Below are 13,751 nucleotides of genomic sequence, written 5' to 3'. Positions count from 1 at the left end.
GCGCGAGGGCGCTATTCCAGGCCGACAGCCGACCGGAAAGGAACGGTTGCGACCAGCGAGCCTTCTTCGGTCATGATCTCGAAAGTCGCTCCGTCTGCCGGATCGCCCCTGCGGATCCCCTCCGCCACGATTTCGCGAGCGGCCGCGACCGCTTCCTCCCGTGCTTGTTCAGGCGAAGCCAAGTCGATGCCTTCTAAATCTTCCTCGAAGACATCGTTCCGGCGGATGTGGAAAAAATACTTCGGCATGGTTTGCTCCACCAACGAGAATCCCACCGAACCTCTCGATAGCAAAGTTGTTCCACCCGGGCTGTCGATCGACCACATTCAAACCTAGCCGCATGAGACTCAGAAAAAAGCCCCGCGTAAAAGGCGGGGCGAGTTGGGGAAGTTTGGAGGAGTAGGCCGCGTAAAAGGAAACGGATGCGTGGCCCATCGGCCTTACTCTCGGCGGCCACTCTTGTTCCTTCGTCGGCAGATTTAAATCAGGAGGCCGCGCAGAGCCCGAAGGCATTGGATGAGAGGAAACACCAAACAACCTTGCCTCCGCGCGGCCATCCCCTGGGAGGGTGGATCGCGGAGAGTGCAAAGGGCGTTGTGCAAGGAAACATGGCTTCCCCTCCCGCGATCCGCCTTTCTAACCGGGCGCGTGCGATACCGGTTCCTGCGCGGTTCCGTACAAATCGTTGGAGAAGCGGATCGCCGCTGACTTGGCGGAGGCTCCCGGCAACCGTTCGCAACCGTACTGATGGTTGTCCTTGGGAGGTTAATGCAGTACCAGTTTTCCTATCGCGGTCCGGGCGAGTTGTTGCGACGCTCAAGGAGCATGAGATGGCGGACTTCAATCTCTCACTTCAGATGGACGACGTAAACGTGCTTTCCGATGCCGTCCAGACTTGGTACCGGCACAATCACGCTGCGCCGACGGAACAATCAATGCAGCTGCTTTGCAGCGCGGCCGTCGACCTCTATAATGAAGGACATAGGACGCGCGAGGAACTGGTCACGCTGCTGATCATGAAGTTTGATAGCCTTCACTCGCTGCAGGTAAACGCGCCATCGTCCGCGTCTCATCATTGACAGTGATATCGGCCATCGATGCGGAACGCCGGCTTATCGGTGTCGCTCATCCAACCTCCTGGAATGTCGAAGCCGATCGGCGAAACGCCAAGAAAAGCCCCGCCTTAGTTAAGACGGGGCAGGTTTGAGTGGCAAGACCTGCGAAGCCATCCAGGGTGTTATCGCCGAAGTCCAGGAGATCATGGAGGAATACAACGGCACCGTGGCCCTCGACGCTGGTCTCATTTCGTCTGCACAGGGTGTAGAACACTACGAGATCGCCCGCGACGGCACGCTGTTCGCATGGGCGAAGCAGCTGGGGCTTAAAGACGCCGTACCGCTCTTGCAAGCCAACCTTGCCGAGGAAGAAGTGACCGACCAGAAACTGACGCAGCTCGCCGAAGCGTCCGCGAATGTTAAGGGGAACAAGGCAGCCCGATCCCAACCAGAATGGAAAATGGCGCTCGACGAGCGCCCTTTTTTGCGTCTGGCCAGAACTTGTCACCCCACGCGAATCGGGTCAGGAGCACCTATTGACGTCCATCCGCCGCGTTCTCGGAACGCGTCGGCCAGCCTTCGTCGCTAATATGGCTGAGGTGCGACTTCCTTGACACTCATGCAACGTCGCTCAGCAATTAATTATACGCATCGGGCCCGCTGGGCTCAGCGGATCAATGCTGACAAATCGCTAAGATCATTCCGGATCGTCGTGGCCGCGACACCAGCCTGGCCCATCGCGTGGCTAATTTGATCCAGTCCAATCACCACGTCTCCAGCGGCATACAGGCCCCGGACGTTTGTGCGTTGGTGACCGTCGACGCAAATACATCCTTCCCCCGAAACCGTTGCACCCACCCCTAAGGCGAGCTCCGATCTGACGTCCGATCCTAACGCGGGGTAGATGGAGTCGAACCGATGCGTGCCCCTGCTTGTACGGATCGCGATCGCGCCTTGTTCGACATCGATTTCGAAAGGGCCACCCTTCACCAATATGCCCAGCTGCTGCAGCCGCGTCTCGTCGCTCGCCTTGAGTTCATGCTCGCCGGAGGGTGACACCAAAGTAATGTCACGGCTATAACTTCTGAGAAATACCGCTTCCTTGAACGCTTGGGAGCCTTGCCCGATGATCGCCACGCGTTTGTCCGTGACTTCGAAGCCGTCGCAAACCGGACAGTAGCGGATGAGCCCTCGTTTCACTGCCTCGTCGTGCTTGTCTTTTGGCATCGACGGCATGCGGTTCACAACACCTGTGGCGACGAGAACCGTTCGGGCCGATAAGGAGCCGTCGGCGAAAGAGACGACGAAATCCTTTTCTGCCTTGCGCAGTGCCGTCACACGTTTATCGTCGATTTCCGCGCCGTACATGACGGCTTGAGCGCGCATCCGGCGGAGCAGGTCCGCACCATTGATGCCGCTGGGGAAGCCGGCATGGTTATGGGACACCGGGATGTTGGCTGCCCGGCTGGTTCCGTCATCAAAAACAGTCACAGACAGGTGATAGCGCGTCAGGTAGATCGCCGCCGTCAGTCCGGCAGGCCCACCTCCGACGATGATGCAGTCTCTTTTTGTTAGATCCATTCCATCATCCATTATCGGTAACCGCCCTGAGGCGGAGGGAGCGTTTTGGAACACCGATCAGCGGCGATAGTTCCCGACGGCCGTGAATGGCGGAGTCAGGAGATCGAAATTATGGATATAGCGCTCATTGTCGGATATTACCTCCGTCTGTTCCGTCTGCAGCTTCGTTCCGCAGGTCTGGAAGGTCGTTCGCACCGGGGACACCGAACGACGCCGCATCCCTGACCATCGCCGTCGGGAAATGGGCTGCTCTGAGAGACTGCCGTTCCAACGATGGCATCCTCAAAGTGCCGCCGAACGGCTCTGTCCAGGACACCAAAGCCGAGCAGGCAATCGAGGAGACACGCAAGAAACCAGTCGACGGTCAGGATCAACCCGCTGCAGGTCCTCATGACAAGGAGCACCTGCAGGACGAAAGCAAGACGCCCGGCGCCGGAGCATTGCCCGACAAGGGCGATGAGAGCGTGTCACCAGGAAGCGGTTAAAAAAGGACGCTCGACCCGATGGGGAGCGCCCGAACCATCCCGGCGACGTTTGCGGCGGAGGCCGGAGAGTGGTTGACGCGAATGTCGACCGAGTAGGGTTGCGAGGCAAGCGCGTCATGAACTAAGTGGAACGCCGGTTCATTCATCTCTTTTTGCACACAGGATAAAGCTGTGCTCGCCAGGATGATGCCAATGGCATGAGCTGAGCGCCAGACGCCCCGATGCCGTGCAGAAAAATGACGAGGTGATCGTAAGCGGCCATGATTTTCCGTAGCTTGCTGAAATGGACCGAGGGGGCTCACCGGAAGAAGGGGAGCCGCCCTCTCACCCCGACGCGCGAGCATCGAGGCGGACGCCGGCGGACATCTGCGGAGCTTCACGATTATGGGGTGGCCCGACATAGATGGGTGCCGATCGCACCCTTCGCAAGCGCCCGCTCAAGGGCGGTACGCTACCAGACACTTCGCTCAAGGTGTTGAAGCGGCTTGGCAATCCACCCATATATCGGAAAACCCTCAAGGAACATTCCAATGGTAAGCAGGACAGACGCACTCTGACCGTGCAGGAACGCGCGGAAGCATTCGAGCGAACAAACAAGGCCGCGGCCGAAGCCGCTGAAGAGGAACGCAGACGACGCGAGGAGAAGAACGAACGCCTCCGACAGCTACGTGTCGCCTCTGAAAACTGAAGACCATTTTCAATCTTATACTGAACTCTTGATGGCTGTCATGCGTTCTGCCAAAAGCTATTTCGACGATTTTACCATGAACCAACTGTCTACATTGCCCGCTGGCCGATCGAACCTATTGCTCCGCGCCTTATCGCAAGCGGATGGGGATTTGCTTTGGGATCACCTCGAGCCCGTCGCCCTCAACAGGGGCGATGTGTGCATAGAGAGCCAGCGACCGCTGACCCACGTATACTTTCTGGACGGCGGCTTGGGTTCGACGGTAATGCCTGACGAGGTTTACGGCTCGGCCGAGATCGGTGCGCAGGGCTACGAAGGGCTTATCGGCGTGCCGGTCATCCTTGGCGCCATGCAAACGCCACACAAGACATTCATGCAGGTTGGCGGTCCAGCTAGACGCATAGCGGTCGCACCCCTTTTGAGAGCGATCGACGAGAGCGAATCCCTGCGAAAGCTTCTCCTGCGCTATGTTCACGTCTTCCAGCTGCAAGTCGGTCAGACCGCTTACGCCAATGCCCGCTACAACGTTGAAGAACGGCTCGCCCGCTGGATATTGATGTCGGCAGATCGTCTGGGGTCACCCCTTTCCCTCACCCACGACTTTCTGTCGCTGATGCTGGGCGTGAGACGGCCCAGCGTCACTGATGCAACCCACATTCTTGAAGGAGAGCGGCTCATCAAGGCCAGCCGGGGCACAATCGAGATCATTGACCGTGCTGGCTTGGCCAAACGGTCTAACGGTTGCTACGGTGTATCGGAAGCAGAGTACGAGCGGCTTATAGGCCCGTGGCGTTGATCATCCGCTTTCCGGAGTTGAAACTCCACCCTTGAAATCCATTTCCGATTGAAGCGCACGCATCAATCTTTCCACCTCTTCAGCGACGAAGTCTCGTTCAGCCGGATCTACCAAATCCGTCGCGAACGTCTCGTCCAAATAGTTCTGCGATAATTCTTTCCTTCGGCTTTCGAGGAAAGCTTCGAGCTCTTTTGGTTTAAGGAGGAGGACGAGTTCGAGTGCTGCGAGGGTTGCGCGCTCGACGGCGACAATGCGGGCGCGAAGACGGAGGATTTCGGCGCGTTCGGGTTTTATCTTCGTGTTCATCTGCCTTATCTCGATCAAAGCAATGGCAAAAGATTTGACAGCCGTCTCGGTTCCACGGCACCGTCGGCCCAACGGCTCGCCGCCGTGCGAGAAAAATGGCCCCGACCGTGTGAAAACGCTAACTGGCTGGGGGACGATCGTGAATCCCGTCATCGCCTCAAGATCGAAGTAACCGAGCTCGAACTGTGGATCCAGGAAGGTTGGCTTCAGCCGCAAACTCACGAGGACCAGCGCCAGTTCCTGGGATGCAGATCTCGCCAATCATGGCAGCTGCTTGCCGCAAGATACGTTCGGTGTTTGTCAAATCGTCACGAGCCAGCTCATTGGCGTTGACGCGGATTGCTTGCGCCATATTGGCCCAAAGCGCTGCAAAGTGCGGGTTACCTTCAGCAAAGGCCTCACGTGCCGTGCCCTCGAGGGCCGTAGCGACATCGACAAGACCTCTTCCCGTTCCTCGATGCTGAGGTCTCCGATATTCCTGATCTGCTCTTCCATATCATCTCACTCTAAACAGACCTTCGATAGCGACCGAGCTCGTGGAGCCTCGATCGCTCGGAGAATTGGGAAGAGAAAAATCCGGATTCAAGATTCAGTGCAGCTTGAACTCGCCGTCGACGCGCCGCCATTCGTTCGGGCCGATGAGACGCTGATGGGTATAGCGTACCGAGTGCAGAGGCCCGTCGAGATTGGCCTGCCAATAATCGAGGAACTTCTGCATCTCCGGGAAATTCGGCGCCAGATCGTAGTCCTGCCAGACGTACGCTTGCAGGACGGTTTCAAAATCGGGGATGTGATACAGGATATGCGCTGTAGTGAGGCCATAACCATTAAGTTGCCGCTCAAGATCCGACGAAAACTGCATGCTTCATCTCCTTTTCGTAACGTTGGACGGATGCCGCGAGTGCGCCCGGTCATCAACTGTTTTTCAAACGGAAACCCATGCCTTATTGTTCCTTTCCAGCACGTTAGCAGCCGACGTGCGAGATTGCTAATTTTTCTGCAGCACCCTCTTGAAATCGGAAAATCTAGAAAATAAATCTTTCGCGCGAAACGCTCGAAGAGGCTTCGCACCCGGCTGGACCGGTGATCTGGTTCGGCGCGGGGTCAACGTCATCTTGTTTGTCCATGGAGGAAAACATGTCGTTCAGACCGCTGCATGATCGCATTCTCGTCCGCCGCGTCGACTCTGAGGAGAAGACCAAGGGCGGGATCATCATTCCTGACACCGCCAAGGAAAAGCCGCAGGAAGGCGAAGTTATCGCCATAGGCTCTGGCGCTCGCAATGAAGCCGGTCAGATCCAGGCGCTCGATGTCAAGGTCGGCGATCGCATCCTGTTTGGGAAGTGGTCAGGCACTGAGATCAAGATCAACGGCGAAGACCTGCTGATCATGAAGGAAAGCGACGTGATGGGCATCATCGAAGCCCAGGCCGAACAGAAGCAGGCCGCGTAACACGCCGCTCATCAGTCAAAAAGCTGCCTATTGAAGGAGTGAACAATGGCTGCGAAAGAAGTCAAATTCAATACCGATGCCCGTGAACGCATGTTGCGTGGGGTCGACGTTCTGGCAAACGCCGTGAAGGTTACGCTCGGCCCGAAGGGACGCAACGTCGTAATCGACAAATCGTTCGGAGCGCCCCGGATTACCAAGGACGGAGTATCCGTCGCCAAGGAAATCGAGCTGGAAGACAAGTTCGAGAATATGGGCGCCCAGATGCTGCGCGAGGTGGCGTCGAAGACCAATGACCTCGCTGGCGATGGCACCACGACGGCGACCGTCCTTGCCCAGGCCATTGTCAAGGAAGGTGCAAAGGCTGTCGCCTCAGGCATGAACCCGATGGACCTGAAGCGTGGCATCGACATTGCCGTAGACGCCGTTGTCAAGGAACTGAAGGCGAACGCCCGCAAGATCACCAGCAATTCGGAAATCGCCCAAGTGGGCACCATTTCGGCCAATGGCGACGAGGAAATCGGCAGGTATCTCGCCGAAGCGATGGAAAAGGTCGGCAACGAAGGGGTGATCACCGTCGAGGAAGCCAAGACCGCAGAGACAGAGCTGGAAGTGGTCGAAGGCATGCAGTTCGACCGTGGTTATCTCAGCCCGTACTTCGTCACCAACCAGGACAAGATGCGGGTCGAGCTCGAAGAGCCCTACATCCTCATTCACGAGAAGAAGCTCTCCAATCTGCAGGCGATGCTTCCAGTCCTGGAAGCCGTGGTGAAGTCCGGCAAGCCTCTGCTGATCATTGCCGAGGACGTGGAAGGCGAAGCCCTTGCGACCCTCGTCGTCAACAAGCTTCGCGGCGGTCTGAAGATCGCCGCCGTCAAGGCCCCAGGCTTCGGCGACCGCCGCAAGGCCATGTTGGAAGACATTGCCATCCTCACGGGCGGTACCGTGATCTCCGAAGACGTCGGCATCAAGCTGGAGAACGTGACACTCAACATGCTTGGCCGCGCCAAGACGGTCTCGATCGAGAAGGAAAACACCACCATCATCGATGGCGTCGGCTCCAAGGCGGAGATCGATGGACGGGTCGCCCAGATCCGCGCTCAGATCGAGGAAACCACCTCCGACTACGACCGTGAGAAGCTGCAGGAGCGCCTCGCCAAACTCGCCGGCGGCGTTGCCGTCATCCGCGTCGGAGGCTCGACCGAGGTCGAGGTCAAGGAGAAGAAGGACCGTGTCGACGATGCGCTGCATGCGACACGTGCTGCCGTCGAAGAAGGTATTCTGCCCGGTGGCGGTGTCGCCCTGCTGCGTGCGGTCAAGGCGCTCGACGGTCTTCCGACGGCCAACGACGATCAGCGCGTCGGGATCGACATCGTCCGTCGGGCGATCGAGGCGCCGGTGCGTCAGATCGCCGAAAATGCTGGCGCCGAAGGTTCGATCGTCGTCGGCAAGCTGCGCGAAAAGTCGGAGTTGTCCTTCGGCTGGAACGCCCAGACCGGCGAATATGGCGATCTATACGCGCAGGGCGTGATCGACCCTGCGAAGGTGGTGCGCACCGCGCTTCAGGATGCGGCCTCGGTCGCGGGTCTGTTGGTCACAACTGAGGCGATGATCGCCGAAAAGCCGAAGAAGGATGCCGCCCCCGCCCTGCCCGCTGGGGCCGGCATGGACTTCTAAGGCCTGCGGGAAGGCCCGCGCAGGCCGCCACAGCGGGCCTTCCCTTACATTTCATATCCGTACCAGCCGTTCCGTCGAGCAACATCAATGGAGCCAACCTATGAGAAAGGACATCGAGAATACTCTTCCAAAGCAAGCCACCGCGGCCATCAGTGCTGCCCATCTCCTGCATCCGGCCAAACATTTCAATCACCCGCGGGACGTGCTTGCGGCCGAGGGCATTGGCAAGCAAGAGAAGCGGGCCATTCTCGCTTCGTGGGCATCCGATATATTCGCGATCGAATCCGCACCCGCCCTACGACTTTACCCCGGCACGGATAAGGCCGTCTCTTATGACGAGATCATCCAAGCGCTGAAACATCTGGACGAGGGCGATACGCGCGCTGGAGAGCAAGGTTTACCCGTTGCCGCCAACATCCACCGAAGCCAGCGCCGCAGACCACAACCACGCCGGATGGGCGGCTTCAGCCTGTGTAGCTTCCGGAGAGGAGACCGCCTGCGACAGCCATTCGAGATGTAGAAACGGCTTAATCTGCCGCATGCCTTAGCAAGGATGCGGATCTGATTTTTACCGTCGACTCTTTGCTCAATTGCGGAGGTTTTGCCGATGAAGATCGCCCAGATCGCGCCGCTCGCTGAAAGTGTCCCGCCCAAGCTGTACGGCGGCACCGAGCGCATTGTTTCATACCTGACCGACGAGCTGGTTCGGCGGGGTCACGATGTCACCCTCTTTGCCAGCGGCGATTCCGTCACCGATGCCAGGCTGGTGCCCTGCTCTGACGTCGCCCTGCGGCTTAATCCGGCCGTCAAGGACCACCTGCCGCATCATGTCGTCATGCTGGAGGAGGTCCGCCGCCGGGCGCATGAATTCGACGTCTTACACTTCCACATCGATCTGTTGCATTTCCCGCTGATCCGGGATTTTGCCGATCTTACCGTCACGACGCTGCACGGGCGGCTGGATCTGCCAGACCTCAGGCCCTTCTACAAGGCGTTCCCCGATATTCCGCTGGTGTCGATCTCCAACGACCAGCGCCATCCCATGCCGCCGGTCAATTGGGCCGGAACAGTCTATCACGGGCTTGCCACTGATGGCCTGCCCTTCACCGCCAAGTCGAAAGGCAATTATCTCGCTTTCCTTGGCCGCATCTCGCCGGAGAAGCGTCCCGATCGAGCGATCCAGATCGCGGCGAAAGCCGGGATGCCGCTAAGGATGGCCGCCAAGGTCGACAATGCCGACCAGGCCTACTGGGACACGGTGATCGAACCGATGGTCAAGAGCCATCCCAACGTCGAGTTCATCGGAGAGATCAACGAACATCAGAAGGCGGAATTTCTCGGCAATGCAGGTGCCCTGCTCTTTCCGATCGACTGGCCCGAGCCTTTCGGGCTGGTGATGATCGAAGCCATGGCGTGCGGGACACCCGTTATCGCCTTCAACCGCGGCTCGGTGCCTGAACTGATCGACCCCGGGCTCTCCGGCATCATCGTCGATACAGTCACGGAAGCGGTGGAAAACGTCGAATGGGCTCTGCGCATGGATCGTCACAGGGTGCGCGAAACGTTCGGGAGACGCTTTTCCGCAAGCCGCATGGCGTCCGACTACCTTGATATATACCGACGTCTGCCGGGAGTGCGCACCGAGACCGCTCGCATGCGCCGGTCCAATGGGACGGCTCCCGACCTTAACGTCGTCTCGTAAGGAGAAGCCATGTCGAGCGCGCTGACAGACAGCAACGGGATGCCGGCAACGTCAACGCAGTTGTCGCCTACGGGCCAGTTTTTCATTCCGGCCACCGCATCGCTGCAGGAGCGGCGGCCGCGCACCTTGAAGCACGGCGACACCTTCGCTGTCTTCGACCATAATGGCGACGCGCTTTCTGGGCCCGGCAGCCCCGAAGGCCTGTTTCACCGAGATACGCGGTATCTCTCACACCTCTCTTTGACGATCAACAGCACGCGGCCGATGCTGCTGTCGTCGACGCTCCGCGACGACAACGCGGCGCTGACCTGTGACCTCACCAATCCCGATCTCTTCGATAAAAAGGGCAAGCTTGCGCTCGCGCATGACCTTGTCCACCTGCGCAGGACACGCTTCCTCTGGGATAGGCGCTGTTACGAGCGGCTGACCGTCAAGAACTACGACGAACGGCCCCAGCAGGTCCGCATCGAGATCGCATTTGCAGCCGATTTCGCCGACCTTTTCGAGGTTCGGGGAACCGTCAGGGCAAAGAAAGGACGCTCTCTTCCAGCAGTGATCGAGGCGGACAGCATCCTCCTTTCGTATTTCGGGCTCGACGATCGAAAGCGGTCGACGCGTTTATCCTTTGATCCTACTCCCGATAGGTTGGCAGGCGATCTTGCCGTTTATGATCTTCACCTGGCCCCGCACGAGACCCGATCGCTATTTGTCGAGATCGGCTGCGACGAAGCCGAAGCCCGGGCACCGAACCACCTTTCCTTTTTCTTCGCATTTCGCGACGCCCGCCGCGCACTGCGCTCGTCCGCCTCGCGTGCGGCGTCGATCGTAACGTCCAACGAGATATTCAACGAGGTGGCGCGACGCGGTGTGTCCGACCTCCACATGCTGATGACGGATACGCCAGAAGGACCTTATCCCTATGCCGGCATTCCCTGGTTCAGCACGGTCTTCGGCCGTGATGCGCTGATTACCGCGCTGGAAACGCTTTGGCTCGATGCGCAGATTGCCCGCGGCGTGCTTGGACATCTGGCTGCCAACCAGGCGACGGAGTTCAATCCGGCCGCGGATGCCGAGCCCGGCAAGATCCTGCACGAGGTGCGCTACGGCGAAATGGCAGAACTTGGCGAGGTTCCCTTCCGGCGCTACTACGGCAGCATCGATTCGACGCCCCTGTTTGTGATGCTGGCCGGCGAATACCTCAAGCGCACCGGCGACCTTACCACTATCAATACGGTCCTGCCGAATATCGAGGCGGCGCTGACCTGGATCGACGAGCACGGCGATCGCGACGGCGACGGTTTCGTCGAGTATGGGCGACTGAGCGAAGAAGGGCTGATCAACCAGGCCTGGAAAGACAGCCACGACTCCGTCTTCCATGGCGATGGGACCCTTGCCAAAGGTCCAATCGCGATTGCTGAGGTCCAGGCCTATGTCTATGGTGCCTGGAACGCTGCCGCTGAGATTTTTCGACGGCTCGAGCGGCCGGAACGGGCGGCAAAATTCCTGGCAAGGGCGGAAGGGCTCCGCCGTGCCTTCGACATCAGTTTCTTTGATGAGGAAATTGGCACCTACGCACTGGCGCTCGACGGGGACAAGCGCCCCTGCCGGGTCCGTTCCTCGAATGCCGGCCATGCATTGTTTACCGGCATCGCCTATCCCGAAAGGGCTGCGCAGGTCGCCCACACCTTGATGGGTGCCTCATCCTTCTGCGGCTGGGGTATTCGCACGATCCCCTCGACCGAGGCGCGTTACAATCCGATGAGCTATCACAACGGCTCGATCTGGCCGCATGACAACGCGATGATCGCCAGCGGTCTTGCACGTTATGGATATCGCGCTGAAGCAGCGCGGATCTTCGAGGGTCTGTTTGCAGCGTCGACCTACATCGACCTGCGCCGGCTTCCCGAGCTGTTTTGCGGCATGTCGCGCCAACGGGCGCAGGGTCCGACCTTCTACCCTGTCGCCTGTGCTCCGCAGGCCTGGGCCGCGGCAGCCCCTCTCCTGCTGCTGCAGTCATGCCTAGGTCTGGAGTTTGATCCGAACGGTCGGCAGATCAGCTTTGACGAGCCCACCCTGCCGTCGTTCGTTGATGATGTCACGCTGCGGAACCTGCGGCTTTCGAACTGCACGGTTGATGTCGCGCTGCGCCGGTCGGGGCGGCAGGTTGTCGTCAAGGTCATCGACCGCCGGGGCGACATCAAAGTGGTGTCGACCTCGTGACCGGGGCGATGATAGCAATAGGCTCACCTTCGCTCGGCCGGATTCGTCTCCAGGCCGATGCGCGGGAACTGAACGCTTTCGCGGTCGCTGCAAGAGAGACATATGTTCATTATTGCCCATGTTCCTGCCTATAATATCCGCTTTCGTCGCAGCGATGGCTACCGGCTCGATCGGCGGGCTTGTCGTTGAGCCGCAGGCGTCGGTTGGGAGCCCAGCGTGGTTGGACATGCGAGGGTTGGCGACGATATGGAAAGCCCGGCGGGTTATGCTTTTCACACGGAGAAGGCGGTGATCTCTCGAACGAGGAGAGATTTCGAACGCCGGCGCTACACGTGGAACATGGTATCAAGCGCACTTTAAACGACGTGATTATCCGCTGCGAGGAGCGGCGTTACGACGTCCTCCAAAGTGGACACACCCGGCGAGGGCCAGTTCGACAAATCGGACGTTGCGTTCCTTGAAAGCTTCGCCTCCATGCTCGGGGTCGCGATGAACGGGCAGAGCGGGAGGCGCGGCTTCGGGAGTCGATCAGACATCAGGAGGTGTTGACCGTGGAAGCGAGCCACCTCGACAGCAGTCAGCGTTTCCAACGCGCGGACTACTGAACGGCAGGACAGGTCCCGTGTAGCGCCGTCGGCAGGAGAGGTTTCCGGTCCTTGGCCGTTTTGATGAGGTGGAACCGAAACGGGCCACGTGTTTCTAATGGATCCATTTAGCTCGCGCTCTCGAATGTGGGTCGAAATTGGGACGTTGGTTGAAAGGGGTGAGCCTGGCTTCGCAACCTTAACGTGGATGAACTGAACGCGTCCTTTTTTGTATATTCTGAGCCTGGGCATATCTTTCGGCTCATTCGCGCGTCTATCGATTGTGTTCCGGCCCACAAATTTGGATGCCGATAAGGGGTGAATTTTCATGCCGATTGACAGGTAGAGACCGCTGCCATTCCGCGCTGCGGCACTGGATTGCGGAGGAAATCCGACGGCTTTGGTCGAGCACATATTGCCTTCATCGGGCGCGCTCATGCCCCCCCCGAATAGTAGTTCGCCAGCGATACCTTGTCGGCCACGCCTCACCACGCTCGAGATGATTTCGTTTCGGCACCCAGGAACGAACCTGAGACCAGCAGCGTGCCGCCGAAAAAGCTCAGAGCAGCGCAGAGGCCGAAAACGGAATGATAGCCGAACAGTTCCGCCCAGGTTCCGGTGGCAATGCCGGCGACCAGCCAGCCCGCGTTCGTCGTATTGGCATTTTCGAACATTGCAGCAATGCACCCGAGCCCGTTTCAGAACTTCGCCGAACGATGCGCGACGTCGGAGTGATATTCGATGAAGCGTCTCGCGACGGCTTGTGGTGCTCACGTAACGGGGCCATCAGTCTCGGAGGCTCGCGCCAGTGCCGATGTACTCACGGATCTTCGTAATTTTGCCATCTCGCACGGTCATGTCGAAGACCCAATCGTCGTTGTACGGCTTGTCCGTTGCGTAGATTTTTCCCGTAGCGACGCCGATCACCATGACCCGGTCACCCTGGGCCACGAATTCCGGTGGCTTCGGATAGGCCATTTCCACTTCTTCGGATGCCTTCTTCAGCACGGCCGCCAATTCCGCATGCCCGCGGTGTGTGCCGGCCAAGGGCCAGTTCCGACCGGGAATGATCCACTCAATATCGTCTGCGACCAGCGCCAGCAGATCGTGCTCTTTGTAGCTGCCTATCGCTGTGAAGAAATCCTTCACAATCTGGACATTCTTTTCGACGCTCATCGTATCTCTCCTTCACTGTCTGTCGTTGGGCT

General features: G+C 58.9%; 15 protein-coding genes and 2 pseudogenes. 10 read left to right on the top strand and 7 right to left on the bottom strand.

The annotated features are described in order from the left end of the window. Window positions 1–11: 11 nt before the first annotated feature. On the bottom strand, window positions 12–326 hold the full coding sequence (locus tag AC2444_RS34735) for a DUF6894 family protein (RefSeq protein ID WP_409934801.1): 315 nt from the start codon (window positions 324–326) through the stop codon (window positions 12–14). A gap of 504 nt (window positions 327–830) precedes the next feature. On the opposite strand from AC2444_RS34735, the gene AC2444_RS34730 reads away from it, so the two are divergent. Both AC2444_RS34730 and AC2444_RS34725 read left to right on the top strand, forming a co-directional pair. Next, a complete protein-coding gene (locus tag AC2444_RS34730; RefSeq protein WP_128408166.1) occupies window positions 831–1,079 on the top strand; it encodes a hypothetical protein in 249 nt (82 codons plus the stop codon). Between the two features lie 115 nt (window positions 1,080–1,194). Beyond that, window positions 1,195–1,494: pseudogene (locus AC2444_RS34725) on the top strand (YciE/YciF ferroxidase family protein); the annotation flags it as partial. A 227-nt stretch (window positions 1,495–1,721) separates the two neighbouring features. Here AC2444_RS34725 and AC2444_RS34720 read toward each other — a convergent pair. Next, window positions 1,722–2,636, bottom strand: coding sequence for an NAD(P)/FAD-dependent oxidoreductase (locus AC2444_RS34720; RefSeq protein WP_128450407.1), 915 nt, complete (start codon window positions 2,634–2,636; stop codon window positions 1,722–1,724). 287 nt (window positions 2,637–2,923) lie between these two features. Between AC2444_RS34720 and AC2444_RS34715 the strand changes: the two genes are divergently transcribed. From AC2444_RS34715 to AC2444_RS34705, 3 genes are all read left to right on the top strand, one after another. After that, the gene (locus AC2444_RS34715; protein WP_003555350.1) at window positions 2,924–3,121 is read left to right on the top strand and encodes a hypothetical protein; all 198 of its coding nucleotides are present in this window, start codon (window positions 2,924–2,926) and stop codon (window positions 3,119–3,121) included. 403 nt (window positions 3,122–3,524) lie between these two features. Next, the gene (locus AC2444_RS34710) at window positions 3,525–3,809 is read left to right on the top strand and encodes a hypothetical protein (protein WP_128450406.1); all 285 of its coding nucleotides are present in this window, start codon (window positions 3,525–3,527) and stop codon (window positions 3,807–3,809) included. A gap of 31 nt (window positions 3,810–3,840) precedes the next feature. Beyond that, window positions 3,841–4,605 carry a Crp/Fnr family transcriptional regulator gene (locus tag AC2444_RS34705; RefSeq protein WP_012760481.1) on the top strand — a complete coding sequence of 255 codons (765 nt, stop codon included), beginning with the start codon at window positions 3,841–3,843 and terminating at the stop codon, window positions 4,603–4,605. Here the strand turns inward: AC2444_RS34705 and AC2444_RS34700 are convergent, their stop codons facing one another. From AC2444_RS34700 to AC2444_RS34690, 3 genes and pseudogenes are all read right to left on the bottom strand, one after another. After that, window positions 4,606–5,172 (bottom strand): hypothetical protein, encoded by a 567-nt coding sequence (locus tag AC2444_RS34700; protein WP_245460731.1) that lies wholly within the window; start codon window positions 5,170–5,172, stop codon window positions 4,606–4,608. It lies immediately after the preceding gene. Continuing rightward, window positions 5,069–5,406 (bottom strand): annotated as a pseudogene (locus tag AC2444_RS34695) (hypothetical protein). Before AC2444_RS34695 ends, AC2444_RS34700 begins: the two are co-directional and overlap by 104 nt. A 94-nt stretch (window positions 5,407–5,500) precedes the next feature. Next, the gene (locus tag AC2444_RS34690; protein ID WP_003555345.1) at window positions 5,501–5,773 is read right to left on the bottom strand and encodes an usg protein; all 273 of its coding nucleotides are present in this window, start codon (window positions 5,771–5,773) and stop codon (window positions 5,501–5,503) included. Between the two features lie 275 nt (window positions 5,774–6,048). Here AC2444_RS34690 and groES point away from each other — a divergent pair, with 275 nt between their 5' ends. The 5 genes from groES (at window position 6,049) to AC2444_RS34665 (ending at window position 11,959) form a co-directional block, all read left to right on the top strand. Beyond that, window positions 6,049–6,363, top strand: a complete 315-nt coding sequence (groES, locus tag AC2444_RS34685) for a co-chaperone GroES (protein ID WP_128408227.1) — start codon at window positions 6,049–6,051, stop codon at window positions 6,361–6,363. 45 nt (window positions 6,364–6,408) lie between these two features. Next, a complete protein-coding gene (gene groL / locus AC2444_RS34680; RefSeq protein WP_003555343.1) occupies window positions 6,409–8,037 on the top strand; it encodes a chaperonin GroEL in 1,629 nt (542 codons plus the stop codon). Window positions 8,038–8,137: 100 nt separating this feature from the next. After that, window positions 8,138–8,557 carry a hypothetical protein gene (locus AC2444_RS34675; RefSeq protein ID WP_017997414.1) on the top strand — a complete coding sequence of 140 codons (420 nt, stop codon included), beginning with the start codon at window positions 8,138–8,140 and terminating at the stop codon, window positions 8,555–8,557. An 87-nt stretch (window positions 8,558–8,644) separates the two neighbouring features. Beyond that, window positions 8,645–9,739, top strand: a complete 1,095-nt coding sequence (locus AC2444_RS34670) for a glycosyltransferase family 4 protein (protein WP_128408228.1) — start codon at window positions 8,645–8,647, stop codon at window positions 9,737–9,739. Between the two features lie 9 nt (window positions 9,740–9,748). Continuing rightward, a complete protein-coding gene (locus AC2444_RS34665; RefSeq protein WP_128450405.1) occupies window positions 9,749–11,959 on the top strand; it encodes an amylo-alpha-1,6-glucosidase in 2,211 nt (736 codons plus the stop codon). A gap of 1,069 nt (window positions 11,960–13,028) precedes the next feature. Here AC2444_RS34665 and AC2444_RS34660 read toward each other — a convergent pair. Further along, on the bottom strand, window positions 13,029–13,217 hold the full coding sequence (locus tag AC2444_RS34660; protein WP_128408230.1) for a hypothetical protein: 189 nt from the start codon (window positions 13,215–13,217) through the stop codon (window positions 13,029–13,031). Between the two features lie 112 nt (window positions 13,218–13,329). Then, on the bottom strand, window positions 13,330–13,719 hold the full coding sequence (locus AC2444_RS34655; protein WP_128408231.1) for a nuclear transport factor 2 family protein: 390 nt from the start codon (window positions 13,717–13,719) through the stop codon (window positions 13,330–13,332). Window positions 13,720–13,751: the final 32 nt, after the last annotated feature.

The sequence above is a fragment of the Rhizobium sp. WSM1328 genome, assembly GCF_057653715.1.
This window is presented reverse-complemented; position numbering and strand designations above follow the sequence as displayed.